This window comes from Endozoicomonas sp. ALB091 (genome assembly GCF_049310265.1).
GTDB lineage: Bacteria > Pseudomonadota > Gammaproteobacteria > Pseudomonadales > Endozoicomonadaceae > Endozoicomonas.
The window spans coordinates 95,346-115,376 of record NZ_JBLYNQ010000010.1; the positions used below are offsets into that span (position 1 = coordinate 95,346).

13 protein-coding genes and 1 pseudogene are annotated in these 20,031 nt (G+C 45.6%); 6 read left to right on the plus strand and 8 right to left on the minus strand.

What is annotated here, in order from left to right:
* The first annotated feature begins 23 nt into the window (after positions 1-23).
* Positions 24-416, plus strand: coding sequence for a helix-turn-helix domain-containing protein (locus ACO6UX_RS23025; protein WP_422450642.1), 393 nt, complete (start codon positions 24-26; stop codon positions 414-416).
* Positions 417-594: 178 nt separating this feature from the next.
* Here ACO6UX_RS23025 and ACO6UX_RS23030 read toward each other — a convergent pair whose 3' ends face one another.
* Positions 595-1,506 (minus strand): IS91 family transposase, encoded by a 912-nt coding sequence (locus ACO6UX_RS23030; RefSeq protein ID WP_422450643.1) that lies wholly within the window; start codon positions 1,504-1,506, stop codon positions 595-597.
* 27 nt (positions 1,507-1,533) lie between these two features.
* Here ACO6UX_RS23030 and ACO6UX_RS23035 point away from each other — a divergent pair.
* The 5 genes and pseudogenes from ACO6UX_RS23035 to ACO6UX_RS23055 form a co-directional block, all read left to right on the plus strand.
* Positions 1,534-1,773 (plus strand): annotated as a pseudogene (locus tag ACO6UX_RS23035) (ATP-binding protein); the annotation flags it as partial.
* Between the two features lie 192 nt (positions 1,774-1,965).
* Positions 1,966-2,223: a BrnT family toxin gene (locus ACO6UX_RS23040; protein WP_422450644.1), complete on the plus strand. Its 258-nt coding sequence runs from the start codon at positions 1,966-1,968 to the stop codon at positions 2,221-2,223.
* Complete coding sequence (brnA, locus tag ACO6UX_RS23045; protein WP_422450645.1) at positions 2,213-2,443, plus strand: type II toxin-antitoxin system BrnA family antitoxin; 231 nt, start codon at positions 2,213-2,215, stop codon at positions 2,441-2,443. Before ACO6UX_RS23040 ends, brnA begins: the two co-directional genes overlap by 11 nt.
* 397 nt (positions 2,444-2,840) lie before the next feature.
* Positions 2,841-3,086: a DUF2164 domain-containing protein gene (locus tag ACO6UX_RS23050; protein ID WP_422450646.1), complete on the plus strand. Its 246-nt coding sequence runs from the start codon at positions 2,841-2,843 to the stop codon at positions 3,084-3,086.
* 131 nt (positions 3,087-3,217) lie between these two features.
* A complete protein-coding gene (locus ACO6UX_RS23055) occupies positions 3,218-3,568 on the plus strand; it encodes a hypothetical protein (RefSeq protein ID WP_422450647.1) in 351 nt (116 codons plus the stop codon).
* 57 nt (positions 3,569-3,625) lie between these two features.
* Here the strand turns inward: ACO6UX_RS23055 and ACO6UX_RS23060 are convergent, their stop codons facing one another.
* The 7 genes from ACO6UX_RS23060 to ACO6UX_RS23090 form a co-directional block, all read right to left on the minus strand.
* A complete protein-coding gene (locus tag ACO6UX_RS23060) occupies positions 3,626-3,937 on the minus strand; it encodes a hypothetical protein (protein ID WP_422450648.1) in 312 nt (103 codons plus the stop codon).
* Positions 3,938-4,206: 269 nt separating this feature from the next.
* On the minus strand, positions 4,207-5,403 hold the full coding sequence (locus tag ACO6UX_RS23065) for an IS1096 element passenger TnpR family protein (RefSeq protein WP_422450649.1): 1,197 nt from the start codon (positions 5,401-5,403) through the stop codon (positions 4,207-4,209).
* Positions 5,404-5,859: 456 nt separating this feature from the next.
* Positions 5,860-14,889 carry a calcium-binding protein gene (locus ACO6UX_RS23070; RefSeq protein ID WP_422450650.1) on the minus strand — a complete coding sequence of 3,010 codons (9,030 nt, stop codon included), beginning with the start codon at positions 14,887-14,889 and terminating at the stop codon, positions 5,860-5,862.
* 64 nt (positions 14,890-14,953) lie between these two features.
* A complete protein-coding gene (locus ACO6UX_RS23075) occupies positions 14,954-15,442 on the minus strand; it encodes a hypothetical protein (RefSeq protein ID WP_422450651.1) in 489 nt (162 codons plus the stop codon).
* A gap of 85 nt (positions 15,443-15,527) precedes the next feature.
* The gene (locus tag ACO6UX_RS23080) at positions 15,528-16,937 is read right to left on the minus strand and encodes an HlyD family type I secretion periplasmic adaptor subunit (protein WP_422450652.1); all 1,410 of its coding nucleotides are present in this window, start codon (positions 16,935-16,937) and stop codon (positions 15,528-15,530) included.
* Positions 16,937-19,072, minus strand: coding sequence for a type I secretion system permease/ATPase (locus ACO6UX_RS23085; RefSeq protein ID WP_422450653.1), 2,136 nt, complete (start codon positions 19,070-19,072; stop codon positions 16,937-16,939). Before ACO6UX_RS23085 ends, ACO6UX_RS23080 begins: the two co-directional genes overlap by 1 nt.
* A 220-nt stretch (positions 19,073-19,292) precedes the next feature.
* Positions 19,293-19,850 (minus strand): recombinase family protein, encoded by a 558-nt coding sequence (locus ACO6UX_RS23090; protein ID WP_422450654.1) that lies wholly within the window; start codon positions 19,848-19,850, stop codon positions 19,293-19,295.
* Between the last annotated feature and the right edge of the window lie 181 nt (positions 19,851-20,031).

The following is a 20,031-nucleotide window of genomic DNA, read 5'->3' on the forward strand; positions in this document are numbered from 1 at the left end:
ATGGCTCAGGGGATAGTATAGCCATGATTTCGTTCGCGTACACAATCGGAGTGATGAGATTGTTGAGGGTGAAAATTCATACCGATGAGATGGCAAGCCTACTGCCCACTCAACGGCTGCTGCTGATTGTTTTGGCCACATTTGCCAACAGTGAAGGTGAGTGCTGGCCCAGTCAGAAAATCCTTGGTGATATGGTTGGCATAACCCGACACCGAGTCAGTGAATGCTTGAAAAAACTTGAACAGGAACAGTTCATCGAAAGCATGTTCCGGCAAGATGCGACCGGCACTAAAACAAAAGCCTACCGAATGCTGTTCGAGCCCTTTGTCTTCAAACAAGTCAAGGAAGATCACTACAACTGCTTCGGCCAGCGGATCGACGATCCTCGCATGACCGATACTTCCTGGGCAGAATAGCAAACATAACGAATAAGGATAGATTGCGCCCAGCCGCAATCTTATCCTGTTGTTGCACAAGCCCGGGTTGAATTCTGGTGAGGAAGGTCTATTGAAGTTTACTTTTCTGGCGGATCTTGAATCAGAGCGTTTTTTCAGAACACTATTTATTCAGGATGAGTGTCTCCCGACCACTGCATTACGGTAGTCTGGGGTATGTCATATCTGTCTGGCTGAGCTTACATCTTCTCCCTGTTTGTGAATGGCGGTATTTGTTGCTGTGGCAACTCAGGTCGGTTTCAGGAAGCTGAACGCAATGTGCTTCATCGCTGCGCCGCAATGCCTGCATTTGAATTGCGGACGAATCACGGGTTCTACTGCTTTGACCATGACGTGTAAAAACCAGTTGCACCAGTGATAATTGTTTTTTTGCGTTGCTGTGTAAAAATCCATAATCCCGCAATCGTCGAAATCGCCTGGGTAATACATGTTTCAGTACCAGCCACAGGAAGTCTTCTCCTGGCAGGGTTCGCGTCTCTTTTTTGCCGGTTTCACTGTTGAGGTAAGAGAAGGTCACCTTTCCTTGTTTGCTGGCCAGGATGTTGTTGTCGCTGATCACGCCCCGGTACAGATACCGGGATAGATATTCAAGTGCTGGTAATCCTTTGCCCACCCGTTTGCAATTGACGACCCACTCTTTGGGCAGCCTTGTTTTCAGGCTTAGTGATAGTAGTCCCTGTTCGTCCAGGGCGCGAAGGAGTCTGGCTCGAAAGACCATGGCCAGGTTCTTGCCATTGAAAAGATAGTGACCTGTGAGTTTGCGCCACTCTTTTCGTCGGGTATTGATGCCGCCACCGGGCACGACAAAATGTATATGGGGATGGTAATCCAGCCGTCGGCTGTGGGTGTGCAGGACGCCGGTCATTCCCAGGTCAGCATCCAGTTTTTTGTCATTGGCTCCAAACTGTTTCAGGGTATCAGCCGCTGTTCTGAACAGTAAATCGTACACCTGTCGTTGATGTTGCCAAGCCAGAGCCCGCAGTTGCGCTGGTAAGGTGAAGGTCACCATAAAGTATTCAACGGGCAACAGTTTCTGTCTTTGCCGTTGCATTCCAGCAGCATCATGCCGGAAGCCCCTCCCTTAAACGAGAGTCAGAGGCGAGACTTGCTGGAGCTGTTTGAAGACCGGCACAACCTCAAGAGCACGCTGATTACCAGCCAGATGCCCGTTGATCACTGGCATGAACTGATCGGTGATCCGGCACTGGCAGATGCGATTCTGGACCGGCTGACTCATAACGCCCACCGCGTCCCTTTAAAGGGTGAGTCACTGCGCAAAAAACAAGCAAAACTGGCGAAGTCCGAACCTACGTCTTAAGCTGCAAACCGATGCGTCGCTGCGCTCCGATGAGGGGTGGCCGAATGTTTCCGGAATGGGTGGCCAGATACTTCCGGAATCAGTGGCTGGATGTTAGTGGAATGGGGAGCCGAATGCTCCGGAATGCGCACTATACCCGCAAAATAGTATATAATACACATCTTGAAGGTATCGATAAGGTATCTATTAGACGTGTTTGAATATGATCCTAACAAAAGCATGATAAATTTCGACAAACATGAAATTGATTTCAATGAAGCCCAAAATCTCTGGAATGATGAGTCAAAGATCGTTTTTCCAGCAAGTGTTGAGGGTGAAAAACGATACCTGATGGTTGCAGTGTATAAAGGAAAGCATTGGACAGCAGTTTACACACTTCGAGGAAACAACATCAGAATTATTTCAGTTCGTCGTTCCAGAACAAAGGAGATTATGTACTATGAAAACTGAAGATTTCGATAAAGCCTTTGATGAAGGTAGTGATTTAATTGATGCTGTCGTTGAATGGGAAAAAGGCCATCGTCCCGATCTTGATACAAAACGTATCAATATAGACTTCCCAGTCTGGATGATTAATGCCCTTGACAAAGAAGCCGCTAGACTTGGTGTTGCTCGCCAGGCAATTATCAAAACATGGATGGCCGAAAAAATAGATCAAACTCGTCGGTAAAAACTCACCTAAATCGGGTAAGGGCTGGCCTTTCTCCAGCCCTCCCCACAGCATCCGGCATTATTTAAAACTGGAAAAAGCAAAGTTCATTTAAAGCTGTCACCGCAAAACAAGAAACGGGGGTAAGATATAAATGAAAATTCATTAGGTATTGTTATCCTGATTTTTTGCCTGATCAGTTTTTTCCTAATCCTGTGCTCATGTATGTTTGCCAGACAATTTCAAAGCATTAGAAATCAAAAATATGTGTGTTGCAAAGAACTTGAGTAAGAACTCGGCTTAACCCAGCATAGAAATATCAAGTACAAAAATGGCAGCCAATCTTTGATCATACTACCTTTAATGATCATTGTGATTTCGTCATCTATGTTAAGCTGACTGACAAAATGGTAGCCGTATGAATGAAATAAAATTTACAACCGATCAAAAGGAGCGACTCGTCAGCAAAATAAAAGACTATTTTAACGATGAGTTAGGACAGGAAATTGGTGGCTTTGATGCTGAATTCGTGATTGATTTCTTTGCCAGGGAAATCGGCTCGTATTTTTATAATCAGGGGCTTTCTGATGCTTATACTGTATTTACCGAAAAGACTGAAGAGATAGGGTATCTGATGCAAGATTTAGAAAAACCTGATAGCTGACAGGTCATTCAAGCACGCTTCATGATGTGGGTTATGTATACAGATACCCGGATTTTGTAATAAAAATCGAGTGTTTCAGGTATATTTTTAACTGTAAGTGCTGGCGTTGGTGTAATCTCCGGGGAACCGTAATGGTTTCATTATGGTTGCAAAGGCCATTCAGTCAAACAGTGAAAACAGAAGGGGTGGTGGAGCTGATCAGCAGCGCAGGCAAGCTGCAAATCAGAAATAGAGAAGGCGAACTGATCAAAGTCCGGTTCAGCAAAAAAATGTACCAGTCAGTACGACCATTCCGAATGGGCGACACTGTCACCCTGCTTGCCAATGAGAAAACGGTCTTTAACAGTGCCACCCAGAAAGAGAATGGTAAAAAACAGTTCTGCAGCTTTCTGCTCATTTATAAGGGCTGGACCAGACCAATACCCGTACGCCGGATATTGAGACCATTGGCCGGGTGCGGATTATGGATTACTGAGAATTAGACATGAGACGATAGGATTGGTGGCTTCCCGCATGAAAACCCGACACCATATCCCTGATTAATAAGGTGGGTACGCCAGCAGTCCCGCCTTTAATGCACCTTCTACTGTGCCATTCACGTACTCTTCACCGGGAAAGAATATTTCCTTACTGTCGTATCGTGCAGAGGAGTATTTATAAATCGCAAAAGACCAGTTATCTTCTCCGCCGTTGAACTTCAACCGGCAAACCTGTCCCGGTCCATGGGTGTCAATTTTATCGAGATACAGATATTCTCCCCGGTATCTTTCCTGGTACTGACAACCATTCTCCTTGTTAAACCTGTCAATAATATTCGCAACATTGTTCTTTATAGCCTGGGGGATTTTCACTATCGCCTCCCGATCATTGTTCGCCGACACCAGAATCAAATGTAAGACACGCCCTCACTTTTTCCAGAATAAGTCTGTGGATAAGTTGTTGGCAGGTTGTGTTTATATTGTCAGTAGTTCGTTATAACCCATTGCAGTACCTGCCTGTCGAATTATTATCCCCTGTTTCAGTTATCCGGAATTTGTGTGGAAAAGATTGTGGATAAACCGTTAGGGGATAAAGGCAGCCTTTCAGACAGGCGGGGTGAGAATAATTGGTTAAATATTGATCAATAAAAATCCTCATATTCCGGATACTGCTCCGGCGCTTCACCTTTACGTTCGATCACCTGGATATCAGACGTACTCTCTTCACTGCCGTGCATGACCACGATGTCAAACTCCCAGTTATCACCATAATCAAAGACAAAGGTGATTTTCATTCCGGGTACCGGCTCAAGTTGACGCAGCCGGGTTTCAGTCACACAGGCATCGCAGAAATCTACTGCAGGATGACCAATCATCCGGTCGGCACCAAATGGGCTCAGATACTGAAAGTGATAAAGGTGGTCACAATCAAAGTCAAAGGTGTCAAGGATGGCTTCTGCCAGATCTTCAAGCAGGTGGTCAGCGGATACTTTCAGTGTACGGGTGCACTGACTCCCCAAAGCAACGGACAGGACATAACTGGCAGCAATCATCGGCTCCGGTAGTTCCAGGTTTTTTTGAACATCTGGCCGAATTGCTTTTATCGCGGGCAGCAGATTGATGTGTTCATAGTCGTCTTCATATTCATCCTCTTTCAGCGAGTCGATAAACCCTTGCCGACAGGCGTTTAAAAACAACTGCCCCCAGGGCGTTAATTTCAGGAAATGGATTTCCCGGTTACTATCCTCAAGCTGGAATTCAGCCATCCCGGCCATTTTGAGAATGGTCAGGTTGAACGCCTTCCCCCTGCGTAACCAGAAGCCCGGATCCCTGGCCGCTTTGCCTTGCCATAGATCGGTGTCGCCGTACCTCATCATAAACCCGGGCAGAAAGCGGTTATCAATAGTATTGATTCGCTCCCCGACGCTCATGGCATAACCTCGATTAATCCACGCTTCCAGCAGGGAAAAATATCGTTCAGCACCATTCATGCCCTGCCACTGCTGGTAAAGCGCCTCATTGATATGAAGTACTGTATTTCCCCTGCTATCTGGCCGAAGGGCGGCCAGCCCCGAACTGCGACTCAGCAATAATAGCCCCATTAGCCGGGCATAATTAGTGGTCATTGGTCGTTTCAAGGTCAGCACTTCGGGGCTGGAGAGCAGACTGTTCAGTGGCTCAGCCCATTTAACCGGAGGCAGGTTCTTGCTTTTCGAAACCTGAACCGGATTTTTCACCAGGTAATCCAGAAACACATCAACATCCCGGAGGAATACCTGTTGATGGTCCGACAGGGTAAATGCTGCTATGGCTTCTGCCGTTTTTGGTTCAAATAACATTGGCTTCATTCTTATTGCTAACTCGGTTTTGTTGACATGGATCAATTATTCAATTGCGGTAAATACGTAATCTGTATCCATCCATTGAGTGATTGCCGAAGTCGATAGCGATTGTTTCGGGGCCTGGTGCCCTTAGTATTAGTTAAATATATACCTTAAAAATGACTTCCTTTGCAGCTGTAAGGATAGATACCGTTTATAAAATTGGTATATACACCAATGAACTACACCAATTAAAAATATTGATATCTATCCGGGCCTCGGCCTGCAAAATTGCTTTTACGTCAAAAAAGTAACGCAAATGAATGAATTTTAAAGAAATAATGTTTTTCATAGACTTCTTTTTGTAGCATGAGTTACTCCTCCAGTTAATATGAAAAGCCTGCAAAGTTTCCTTCACAGGCCATCATTCAAAACTGAATAGGTAGGCTTTCACACCTACCCATCTTTGATGGCTTAAACAGCCTGCCAATTAGCCGCAATAACAGGATTTACCTGTGTACGGGTATCATCGGGAAGCTGTGCATTTCCAGGAGGAGGAGCATCAAAACCAGCCATGGCATTTACAAGGTTATCCATCTTGTTTGCCAGGAGTACTGCATCGCTGGTTCGTATCTGATCCAACTTCTGGGCATCGTTGCTGTACCAGTCCTGCACAGTGATCTGATCATCAGAGCCAATAACATCAATCAGCAGGTTGTCACCTTCACGGGTAAACCAAAGATTTTCTTCTTCAATACCAGACAGCTGCAGCACATCAGTATCAGCAGGCGTATTGGACAGGTTGTTGATAGTGTCTGAGCCGCCGTTGGCTGCAAAATGATAGGTATCGTTACCATCACCACCCATCAGGTAATCACTACCAGCATTACCATACAATTGATCATTTCCAGCACCACCATCCAGCCAATCAGCGTCCGACGATCCCAGAATAACCTGATCTCCAGCAGAACCTGACAGAATAGTTCCGAATGATCGCTCATCTGGAAGATTCTGGTAGTCCGGTGAACCGGCTGGTTCAGGGTTACTGGCTCCAAAAGCACCGAATATCTGGGCTGCTGATAACTGACCACCTGAAGCAAACGTAATAGTATCAACTACATTGTCTCCACCAAGGAACCAGTCTTTAAAGGTTACCTGATCCGTTCCACCGCTGATCCGCAGGATAAAATCGTTACCGCTACGCATCAGGCCACTGGAAACCTGGTTGAAATCTATGCCATCAAAGTGGAGCGTGTCTGAACCTCCTCCGGCATTAACAATGACATCCTGACCACCTCCGGTATTGATTACATAAGTATCATTGCCCCGGCCACCTATAAGCAGGTCATTACCGGCACCACCATTTAAGGTGTCTGCACCATTACTGCCTTCAAGGCGGTCATTCCCTGCATTTCCAAGAAGCTGGTCATCACCATTAAAGCCTTTAATCAGATCGCTTTCAGCGGTACCTGCGAGTGAAGCATCATCACCTGCAGTACCTTCTACTGTATTATCAAAATCAGCAGAAGGGTTAGGTACCGGCAAACCAAATGCTCCAAAAATCTGGTCAGAGGTTATTTGACCTCCGGTATCAAAGGTCATGGTTTCAACCAGATGCTCTCCACCAAGGAAGAAGTTCTTCAGCGTTACCTGATTAGGCCCGCCTGCTACGCGCAAGATCAGGTCATCACCAGACTTAATCAATCCGGAAGAAACATCACTGAATCCAATTCCACCTGAGAAGCGAAGGATATCGGTACCACCACCGGTACTGTCGATAACATCCTGACCGCTGGTATACACATAAGTGTCATCTCCAGTGCCACCGACATACTGATCATTACCGGCACCTCCCGTCAGGGTGTCATTGCCTGCACCACCCAAGAGGATGTCATTGGCAGCAGTGCCCGTGATTGAATCATCTCCGCCAGTTTCAGCAACAGGCGTTTCACCATTATCAGGCGTTTGTCCTGATCCATCATCAGGATCTGGATTGCTGCCACCTCCAGTGTCGCCACCACCATTATCTGGTGAGGGTAGATCAGTCAGTAACCCTGCAAAAGAGGAAGCCGGTATTGCGTACCCACCATCGGAAGGCTGAACATAACTAATGGCTTTCTCACCACCAAGGAAATGCTCTTTCACTCTTACCTGTTGACCTAAATCGTTATCCAGCAGAATAACCAGATCATTGCCATCCTGATGGAAGCTGAGTCGGTTCCGATCTATATTTCCATTGAAGAGAATCCAGTCCGTTCCTCCGCCAGTGGCATCAATGACATCCACACCATCTCCGGCGTTGTAGTAATAGTGGTCATCTCCGGCACCACCATCCAGAGTGTCATTGCCGTCTTCGCCCCGGAGTATGTCGTTACCAAGGCCACCGAGAAGCACATCATCTCCGGTACCTACACCACCGCCATTACCTCCAACCAGCTGATCATTACCATCGCCTCCTTCTAGACGATCATTGCCAGCCATACCAAAGATAACGTCGTTTCCACCCTTTCCGAGTATCTTATCTTTGTTGTTACTACCAGCCAGCTGCTCTCCGGCCTCAGTTCCACTCACAACGGAATCGAAGTCTGGATCACTGCCTCCGGCTACCAGTTGATTGATCTGCGTGGTTGAAATGAGTGTTCCACCGTCTGGCTGAACTGCATCCAGAGCGTAATCCCCTCCCAGAAAGTGCTTAATGACTCTTATGGATTGAGCGTCATCACCATTGGCTTTAATCAGCAGATCGTCGCCATCCCTTTCAAAACTGAGTCGATCCTGAGTCGCTCCACCACCAAGCAGGAGGATATCTACACCACCACCACTGTTATCGATCGTGTCGGCTCCATCACCGAGACTCCAGACATACTTATCGTCACCAGCACCACCCCGAAGGACATCATTGCCTCCTTCACCTCTTAACTGATCGGCACCATCTCCACCCAGCAGCGTGTCATTACCATCACCGGCATCGATATAATCATTTTCAGTGCCACCATCCAGAAGGTCATCACCGGCACCACCGAAGAGGCTATCTGCACCTTCCTGACCATAGACAGCATCAGCACCACTGCCTCCCGAAAGACTGTCATTACCCAGACCGCCTTCAAGATGATCATCACCGGCTTTTCCGTGGATATTATCGACACCACTGCCACCAAAGAGCCGGTCGTTACCGTCTTCACCGTCCAGGTAATCATCTCCAGCACCACCATAGAGCTGGTCATCACCGGCACGCCCCCAGACTTTATCGTTACCCGCCCCGGCATGAATTTCATCATTCAGATTTCGGTATCCCAGTAACTGGGCATCATCACCATCAGTACCAAATGTAACGACACGATTTTCAACATCGGCATCAGTCAAGCTGGTCTCATCGAAGAATCTAAGCTGATTGATTTTGAAGTGATTGGTAGGCTCACGGAACCAGTTCTGGACGGTAATCGAATCAGTGCCATTGCTGTGTTTAATGAGCAGGTTGTCACCGTGCCGCTCGAAAGAAAGGTCATTGTCTACAATGCCTTGCCCAAATAGAATCGTATCTGAAGAAGGATCAATGTTGCTGTAAGACTCATCCTGACGACGCTCTATCAGAAGGTCATGACCATCTCCAAGATTGAAGACGTAGGAATCATTACCAAACGAGCCGTAGAGTGTGTCGTTACCCTTGCCAGCATTAAAAGAGGTAGCCAGTGTAGAGAATGGATCATTAAAGGCGATGAGCGTATCGTTACCGTCGCCGCCATGTAATGTGTCCGACCCCCAGCCAGTTAAGTGGTCATCGCCATCACCACCTACCAGGAATCCTCTTCCCTCAAGGGTGTCATTACCTGTTCCACCAATGAGATGGCCTGTACCCGTCAGACTGTCATCTCCGGCACCACCATAAAGCTGGTCTGAGCCGTAACCGCCGTTCAGGACATCATTACCATCACCGCCATGCAGCTCATCGTCACCACTACCACCATCAAGGGAATCGTTTCCGGCATCACCGTATAACCGATCCTGGCCAGCCCCGCCGAGTAGTTGGTCATTATGGTTACCACCCCGCAGAATATCGTCACCCTCTTCACCTTGAAGATTATCCTGACCGTCCTGCCCCTGAAGCGTATCTGCTCCAGTACCACCTATGAGAGTATCGTCCCCAAGGCCACCATCCAGCAGATCGTTTCCGGCTTCACCATAAAGCTGGTCATTACCACCAGAACCAGAGAGAGTGTCATTCCCTTCGCGACCATAGATAACGTCATTGCCTTCCAGGCCGTCAACACTATCGTTGTCCGGGTGGGCATAGATAGTGTCATCTCCGGAAGTGCCCTTAAGGGCCATCTCTTTTATGATGTCATGATCCCAAACGGTGCCATCGGCAAAGACCATACGATCAACTGCGTTTGCACTAACGACGCCAGCCGCAGTCGCAAACTGGTTACGAATGCGGATAGCATGGTTTGTCGAAGTATTGGTAATCAGCAAGTCCGTTCCGTCGCGACGTAACAATACAGAATCAGGATTTACATCCGTAAAACGGAGTTCATCGTTACCAGAGGTGTCATCTATTTGATCATTCCCATGACCTGCGGAGAATAAATACTGATCATCGCCGTCGCCTCCATAGAGTTGGTCATTGCCCAACCCACCTGTGAGACTGTCATCCCCTTCACCGGCATAAATCACGTCATCTCCAGCCCCCGAATTTAACGTGTCGTTACCAGCGTACGCATCTATACGATCATTGCCGTCCAATGAATTGATGACGTTATCAATACTATTAGCCTGAATAACATCATCGCTTACAGTGCCTACCAGTGTTTTCAAAGCAACTGCATTGGCATCCAGAACTTCTGAAGTACCATCAGGCTTTTCAATGGTTAATCCACTCTTGGGCTGATCATCACTGAAGAAAGATTTCAATGTAATCTGATCGCCACTACTGTCCTTAAAGGTCAGCTGAAGATCCGAGTTCACACGACGGAAAACCACATTACTGAAGTCAGCCTTGCCACCGTCCAGATCGCTCAGAATCAAAGTTGTTGAATCTGCAAAGTCATCATAGATAAGGTCTTGACTATCGCCTCGCGAGAACAGATAACGATCGGAGCCAGTTCCCCCGTTAAGAGTATCCTGCCCTTTACCGCCTTCAAGCACATCATCACCAGAGGAACCATCCAGCAGGTCGTTTCCATCGCCGCCTCTGAGTTCGTCATTACCTCCAAGCCCGGATAGCTGATCATCACTGGCATAACCTCTCAGCGTATCAGCACCGTCATTACCGGTAAGGGCCTTGAGTTTGACTTGCTCAATATCCCAAACAGTACCATCTGCAAACTCTATTTCCTGCAAGACATAGTTAGAGGATGCATCAGCCTGAAAATAACGCTCAACCCGAATGGAGTCATTGGGTGATGTAATCAGAACCAGATCATCATTCTGTCTTGTTACACGCACGTCACTTGTCGTAATACTGCTGTCAAAGCGAATCCGGTCAACCCGCCCTTCTTCAGAGTCATAATTATGGATCGTATCTTGTCCATGCCCATGACTGAACAGATAGGTATCATAGCCCTGGCCACCCGTCAGGCGATCATTATCCGAGCCGCCCGTTAGCAAGTCATTACCTGCACCACCTTCGACAATATCTGCACCAGCTCCAGCATCAATAGTGTCGTTACCGTCACCACCGTAGGCTGTGTCATCACCCACACCGGTATTAATGATGTCATTTCCACCAAGACCTCTAATGACATCATTGCCAGCCAAACCGCTCAGGTTATCATCCGAGGAGTTATAGCCCCAGATATCATCATTACCTTCCGTAGGAACAATAACTTTCGCTTTGACAGTATCAATATCCCAAACAGTACCGTCTGCGAATTCAATCCGGTCTACCGCATAGCCTGATGTGGCATCATTGTTGAAATAGTTACGAACCCGAATGGATTGAGCATCACCATCAATCTTGATCAAAAGATCATCGGTTTGTCTTAGAAGTATGGTATTGGCTGGAAGAATGCTTTCGCTTAACTGAATGACATCGGTGTCAGTACCCGATGAATATTCGGTTATGGTGTCATGTCCATCCCCCTGGGCAAATATGTAGCTATCGTTACCTTTGTCGCCGTGTAGTTGGTCGTTAGCTCTACCACCATTGAGTGAATCATCACCTATACCGCCATGGAGGTAATCTGCACCATCGTCTCCTACGAGGTTGTCATTACCCAGCTCACCGTAAATGCGGTCATCAGCCTCACCACCTGACAGCTGGTCATCACCATCCCGGCCATAAATTACATCATTTCCACCCAAAGCGTTGATAATATCTACACCGGCATAACCGTAGACTTTTTCAACTCCATCTGTCCCTGTCCACTGAGCAGCCTGCGCCAGAGCCTCAGACATACTGGTTACAGTGCCATCAGCATATACCAGCTGATCTATTTGGTTGCGCTCACTGATAAATCCATTTCTGATTATGACCTTCGAAATAACATCATCTTTATTAATTTCGATGATCAGATCAGTAGCTGTTCTTCGATAACTAACATTCTCAGGGTTAATGGTTGAATCAAAAAGAATCTTATCGAGGTCAGTGCCAGTATTATCATAGTCTTCTACAATATCCTGACTTCCATCAGCAGTTATGACATAGGTATCACTTCCAGCTCCACCAAGAAGTAGGTCGTTGCCAGCCCCACCTTCAAGTCTGTCATTACCTCGCCCACCTTCAAGAGTATCAGCACCGACTCCTCCTATCAGGGTGTCATTACCATCTTCCCCTCTTAGAGTGTCATTTCCTTCTGAGCCACTGAGATTATCATTACCGGCTCCCCCCAGAAGCAAGTCATCCCCCTTCAAACCGTCAATGATATTATTCTGATTGTCACCCTGTAGCTCATCATTCTCATCTGTAGCCTGCAAGGCTAATGTATAAAGATCTGTTGAAGTCCACTCCTTCAGAGAACTATCAGGATCACTGAATTCAACTTTATCAATGGGGTAACTATTTGTGCTGTTGTAGAAATTTCGAATACGAATTTCATCTTGATCCCCATTAATGTATAGAACCAAGTCAGCCCCTTGAGCACGTATCAGAATATTTTCTGAACGAATACCTGCTCCAAGAATAATGCGGTCTAATGTTTCATTGCTTCCAGATTCATTGATGACATCAAGTCCATCACCAAGCCCATAATAATAAGTATCACTCCCCAAACCTCCGACCATAAGGTCATCGCCAGTTCCACCAGTTAGACTATCGTCACCCGTACCACCATAAAGCTCATCATGCCCAGACCCACCAAGTAACTGATCATTCCCATCACCTCCAAAGAGCCGGTCATGACCATCATTCCCTGAGAGCAAATCATTCCCTTTCTTACCGGAAATGTAATCGTCGCCAGCGAATCCATCCAGTTCATCAACATAGGAAGTCCCATGTATATCATCATCACCATCACTAAAGATTTGAGAAGCTACATTCTGAAGGTCGAAATTGTCTGGCCCAACCTCAAGCTTGCTGCCATCAGAAAACAGGATTGCATCGACGTATTTATAGTCAGAACCTTCTTGAGAAAAATGAGACAATACTCGAAGGGTATCATTTGTACCATTTATAGAGATGACAAGGTCGTCACCCTCCCGCTGAGTAGTAATATCATTTATTGTTAAATCGCCTAGCATTCGAATTACATCGTAACGCCCCTCTGTGCGATCATAATTATTGATACGGTCTTCACCATAACCCAGCCCAAAACGATACTCGTCGTTACCATTTCCCCCAATTAATAAATCGTTTCCAGCCCGACCATCAAGAACATCATTACCATTCATGCCTTCTAGCTGATCATTGGTTTCAAGACCAATTAACTCATTATCACTATCATCCCCTTCTATCACATCGGTATACAAAAGAAAAATATCACTATTTCCAGCAAGCAGCCTATCACCATAACTAAACGAGCTATTGACTATTTGAGTTACTAACGCAGCTGTTTCAACACTGAAATTATTAACTTCTTCTAATTGATTGAAGCGGTATAGAGCTGTTCTGAGATTGTCGAGATTTCGGGCATCATATACATTAATACCTCTTACTGCCTGAACAAAATCCTGTAGTAAATCTGGTGCTGATGATGGAGCAGCCTCAGAATATCTATAGAGATCATCGATCACATTTGTGAAATCACCGAGCCAAACATCAGACCCAGCTTCTTCAGTCCAGCTTACCTCGTCAAATAGGGGCTTCAAATAACTATCAGATGCCATTTGGTAGAATACACTGTCTACCAAACTGGCAAATATTTCATTATACATTCTTGCATATTGCCAGCCCCCTCCTTGAGCTATTGGAAGCTGGTATCCATAGAAAGACTCAAGAGCACCAATCTTTCGTGTATCCATTGGGGCTCTGCCATGTTGTCGGTATCCCCCGCTCTGTCCAGTCCAAGCAAAAATTATTGGTTCCAGCAAGGCTTGACTTTCTTGACGAGAGTCTGTGTTGACGAATTGCTCAACTAGCCTTTTTAATTCTCCTGATTCATCTCTAGCCATTGCTTGATGCAATGAAAATGTTGTGCCAAATCCACGTGCATCTGGCAAAAAAAGTGAAATTTCTAAAGGAACTTCAACTATAGTTTCTATTGTGTCAGTGGGGTCAGTATCAAACCAGACATCATTCATTGAAAGAACTTGCCCGTTGTCTGCAGTATAATTTCCTACTTGCCTATGTTCGTTTCCGGCACTATCTGTAAATGCTTGATCGGTATAATTAATAGAAAGAGACTTAACTCCCGCTTCCTCTAGAGTAATCAATTCGCCATCATCTGTAATGCCATTTTGGTTTAAGTCACGAAATACTCTTAAATTGACAAATTCCTCATCATTCGCGTTTATCAAACCGTCACCATTTGAATCAAATTCAGCAAGAGCGGTGAATCCATTATCTGCTTTGCTGCCATCGTTCAATACGGTGGAATTACCGAAAAGCTCCGTACCATCGTTGACTTTACCGTCTCCATTTCGGTCATATATTAAAAGTCCATCATCCGCTCCTACAAAACCGGATCGCTCTTTAAATCCATCCCCATCGTGATCAAAATATATTCCTGACGACTGGCCAACAGTTTCAATACCGTCTCCATCCAAATCTAAAACAAGCGGGGATGCAGGGGTCGGTCCAGGAGCTTTCGGTTTCGCAGGAGGAGGAGTGTTAGTAGTCTCACGAGGTGCAGACTCACCTAATATTCTATCAATTTCATCTTTTGATTTATTATGCAGTTTTGATACATCATCAACCATCTTATCGCCTAGACCTTCAGGAACTAGACCTCGGAATAAAATATTTAAAAGCCCATCTATTGTTTCACCAGCACCTTCCTTATTTTCTGGTGAAAAGCTTTCATCATCCTGCATTACATCATAAAGTGTTTCGAGTGCACGTTCTCTTTTTCCTTTGCTATCTCGAAAAACTTCCCTAAGATCATCGTTTGGATTGTTTGATGAGTCAGACATTTTAGAATTTCCCTTTTAAAAAAACTAACACGGGTTATTTAAATCAGAAAAACAGCTAATTCTGCTATTTTTTTAAGTAATCGTAAATTTTCTGTCGTTTATCAGACCAGTCTTTATCCAAAAGAGCTTTGGAAAAGGCTACAGAATCAAGTCCGTTAATTACATCTTTTGGACTAATGATTTTGTTGTATGGGGTAGCTCCTTTTTCAATAAAAAACTCAACTAAATCCAGATGCTGAAAGAGAATGGAAGTATTTAATGGTGATAAGCCATCTTTATCTGTGACGTTTAAATCACAACCATCATTTATAGCATTGGATATCCTTTTGATTATCAATTTATCATCAACCCCTTTTTCTTTATAAGAAAGAACCAACAGAACTAGGACTGGGTCAACCTCACCGTCAATCGTGATATAGCAGTTATTTTTCAGATTGGCTTCGGCCCATGTGAGAGGAGAAAAAGTTAAAATTAAAGAAAATATTAAAATAGGAGTCAAACTAAAAAAACATGATTCCTTTAAGGTTAATTTCTTGTTTTGTTTCGTTTTCATTATAAAAGATCACTATAAAAAATTAATAATGTTTTACAAAACCAATTATCATCGGCTAAAAATTTAGCATTCAGTACATACTGGCTTACCTCTCACGTACGCTCTCCTGCTTAAACCTCAAAAGCGGACTCAAAAAATACTCAATCAAACGACGCTGCCCAGTTTTAATTTCCACAGCCACACTCATACCCGGCGATAAATTCACTTTCCGGTTTTCCACCTGCATCCAGTCTTTTTCAATCTGGACATTGGCCATATATCTCAAACCCAGTTTTTCATCGGGCACAGCATCGTTGGACACATTCATTAACTCCCCACCAATCAGGCCATACTTGGTAAAGTTAAAGGTATCGATTTTCACTTCTGCTTTCAGGCCTTCCTGAACAAAACCAATGTCCTTATTCAGTACCCAGGCTTCCACTTCCATCCTTGCTTCTTTGGGGACGATTTGCATCAAAGCTTGTGCCGGTTGAACGACACCGCCGATGGTATGAATCTGTAACTGTTGTACGGTGCCGTCTATGGGGGATGTGATGAGCTGCTGTTCATGGAGTTCTTGTGCCTTAATGCTTTCCTGCTCAAGGCTGGTGAGTTGCAGTCGAAGCTCTTCCTGCTGGCCCAGGCTTTCCCGCCGTTTTTGAGCGTGAAGACTGAGCAGCTGGTTCTGAACTTCTTCCTGCTCGGCAATCAATTGCTGTACTGCCGCTTTTTGTGCCTTGATATCTTCTTCCAGCTCTATACGTTGCTGTTCCAGTTCAAGGTATTGCACTTTTGATCCGTAGTTCTTTTTATACAGGCCTTCCAGCGCCTGAGTGCGCTCTTCAATAATAGGCAGGACTCGTTGCAGTTTGGTGACAATGGCTTCTATTGTTCGCTGTTCTGCCTTTTTGCTCTTGAGCTGGCTTTTCAGTGTTTCAGATGATGATACATAGTCTTCTATTTGTTGCTGTAAGAGCTGTTCTTCAAACTCAATATTGATGTCGCTTTCTTCCTGCTTGAGATAACTATCCAGCTTCAGTTGGGCTGGCTTCGAATAATTATCGATATCAAGATAATCAATAAAGGCTTCCTGCCTGGCCAGTTGTAATGAAAAAGCAGAGGTCTGTTTACTTAACCTGACCAGTTCGGCTTCAGTCACAATGTCTACCAGTGAAATCAGAGGGTCTCCCACCTCGACATCATCACCTTCCCGAACATGAATATTCTGAACTTCACCGATCACCATAGGTTGAATGGTTTTTACCCGTTCACCAGGGACTATTTTTCCCTGAGCCGTGGCGACAATATCGATCTTGCCAAAACACGCCCAGACGGCAGCAATAGTGAATAGCAGAACAATGACCTTTACGATGACTCTGCTGGCCGGATTGGCTGGAGTTTCTTCCACTTCCAGTGCAGCGGGCAAAAACTGACGACGGGTACTGTGTAATGCCTCAGTGTTTTCCGTTTTGGATAACAGGGCTTTGGTAGCATGATCAAAGAACGATTTAACCATTACACAGCCTCCCTCAGCCCATGCTGATGAGCATTCAGGCGGGCATAATGACCACCTTGTTTGACCAGCTGATCGTGAGGCCCCTCCTCAACAATTCTCCCTTTGTCCATTGTGATAATGCGATCAGCATCACGCACAGTAGAAAGTCGGTGAGCGATGATAAACACCGTACGCCCCTGACTGATTCGCTTCATATTCTGCTGGATGATATGTTCTGACTCATAATCCAGCGCACTGGTGGCTTCATCAAATATCAGAATTCTCGGATTGGTCAGGAGTGCTCTGGCAATAGCAATACGTTGCTTTTGACCACCAGACAGAGAACTGCCTTGTTCACCTACCTGTGTGTCATAACCTTCAGGCAACTCCAGAATAAAGTCATGAGCGCCTGATAGTTTTGCTGCAGCCATCACACGTTCTATTGAGGCTCCCGGTTCAGCCAGAGCAATATTGTCTCGAACTGATCGGTTGAAGAGAAAGTTTTCCTGAAGCACAACGCCTACCTGCCTTCGTAACCAGGCAGGTTCAACCAGAGCCAAATCAACACCATCGACCAATACACGACCAGACTCTGGTACATACAAACGTTGCACCAGTTTTGTCAGCGTACTTTTTCCTGAGCCGGATCGACCAACAATGCCAATCACCTCTCCTGGCTTTACTTCAAGCGATACACCATGGAGTACTGCTGGACGATCCGGCTGATATCGAAAGGTGACGTGTTCAAATTCAACGAAACCCTTTAATGCAGGCAGCGTTGTTCGGTTTGGATCGTGTCCCGGCTCTGTGGGTGTATTCAGAACATCCCCCAAACGCTGAACCGAAATCCCCGCCTGCTGAAAGTCCTGCCACAGCTGAACCAGCTTCAAAATAGGTGCGCTTACGCGACCGGCAATCATATTAAAGGCGATCAACATACCGACGGAAAGGTCACCATTAATAACCAGCGTGGCTCCCACCCAAAGAATCAGTACCGTCACCACTTTATTGATGAGCCCTGCCGTCTGGCTGGCAATATTGCCCAGATTCATGGATCTGAAAGAAGCGGAAACATAAGCCGCCAGCTGATCTTCCCAATGTCTCTGCATCTGGGGTTCAACCGCTGTGCTTTTAATGGTTTCTATACCAGTGACGGATTCCACCAGAAAGGACTGGTTTTCAGCACCGCGTTTGAACTTCTCATTTAAGCGAGCCCGAAGAATAGGCGTTACTATTAACGAGAGAATAATATAGAAGGGAATCGAACCTAACACGATCCACGTCAGCGTCGGGCTGTAGAAATACATGACGACAAAGAAAATGACCGTGAACAATAAATCAATACAAAGCGTCAGGGCTGAGCCGGTAATAAATTCACGAATGGTATCCAGCTCACGAACACGGGCAACGGTATCACCGACACGGCGAGCCTGAAAAAAAGCAACGGGTAGACGCAATAGGTGACTGAAGAGCCTGGAACCAAGAACCACATCGACCCTGTTGGTAGTATGGCTGAATACATAATTCCGCAAGCCATTCAGCACAACATCAAAAATCGACAGAACCAGCAACCCGAAGGCGAGTACGTCAAGTGTCGTTAAAGCCTGATTAACCAGAACTTTATCTATGATGACCTGAAAGAAAAGTGGGGTAATCAGTGCAAAGAGCTGGATAAAAAACGACGCCAGCAGTACTTCATAGAGCATTTTTTTATGCTTGAGTATGGCGGGAATAAACCAGCTGAAATCAAATTTTGAAAGACTGTCCGGCAGCAGGGAACGTTTGGTAAAAAGAAATAATTCACCAGAAAAAATAGTTTGAAAGTCATCCAGCTCCAATGCCTCAGGCTGGCAACTCGTAGGCTTCTGAATCAGAATCTTGTCATCATTACAACGGGCAACAATGAAATAGCTACCATCCTTATCAAGTGCGATAGCAGGTAATGGCAACTCTTGCAGTTTCTCCGGGGCAACCTGAGTTCTTCTGACTTTCAGCTTAAGATGTTTGGAGATACGGAGAAGATCAACAGGATCAACCACACCTTCAGTGTCGCCTATTAAATGCTTGACCTGTTCTGGTTGAGCTGCCAGCCCGTGAAAACGAGCCATCATCACCAGGCAGGTGATCGCAGAGTCCGAAGTTCCTACTGCAGACATCAAGAATTCCTGTTCATTATTTGATAAATCAGCCGGTGTCCATGGCCGAGCAGATGAAAGGTAATGCTTTATCCTGCATATCTGCGTTGTCATTTTTAATATGAAAAGTATTTAATAGTCAAGTGACGTTTTTTACAAAATTTGGTTTTGGTTTATGATTATTTTTACGAAATCCAAAGCTGTTATCCCACATTGTTTTGCAGGAGGTAGATGGGGGACATTAGTCCCTTTGGCTGGCTGGCAACCACCGATAAAGTGTTGGAATAGAAACACCGAGATTTTCGGCAACCTCCTTTGCAGGAAGGCCGTTCGACAGAAGTTTTTTTGCTGCATCTATTTTAGAGTCTGTCATCTGCCGTTTTCTCCCGCCAACTCTACCACGTTGCTTGGCAATTTCTAAACCTGCTCGAGTTCGCTCCACAATCAGTTCCCGTTCCATCTGGGCAAGGCTTGCCATGACGTGAAAGAAGAATCGACCTGCAGTTGTTGAAGTATCAATATTGTCGGTAAGACTCACAAAGTGACAATCCTGCTGTTCAAGCTCATTGATCAAAGTGATTAGATTTGTGGCACTTCTCCCAAGGCGATCCAGCTTCCAGACAATCAAGGTATCACCATCCCGTAACACTTCAAATGCGAGCTTCAATCCTTCACGGTTACTTTGTGTTCCGCTGACTTTATCTTCGTATATTTTGTTACAACCAGCTGCTAATAGTGCTTCACGCTGCAGTGATAAATCCTGATCTTTTGTAGATACTCTTGCATAGCCGATTTTCATATCAGCCTCCCTTGATCATATCAGCAAAATCTGACCACTGTTCAACCCTGAAAGCTCTGATATCTCTAACAGATGCGGAAAACCAGGAAAGAGATTTCAGGGCTGTGATCGCACGGAAGAGGTTAGCCATGTCCTCATCGTCTGTCACATAAAGACTACCCTGAACTCTCCTGAATCCAAG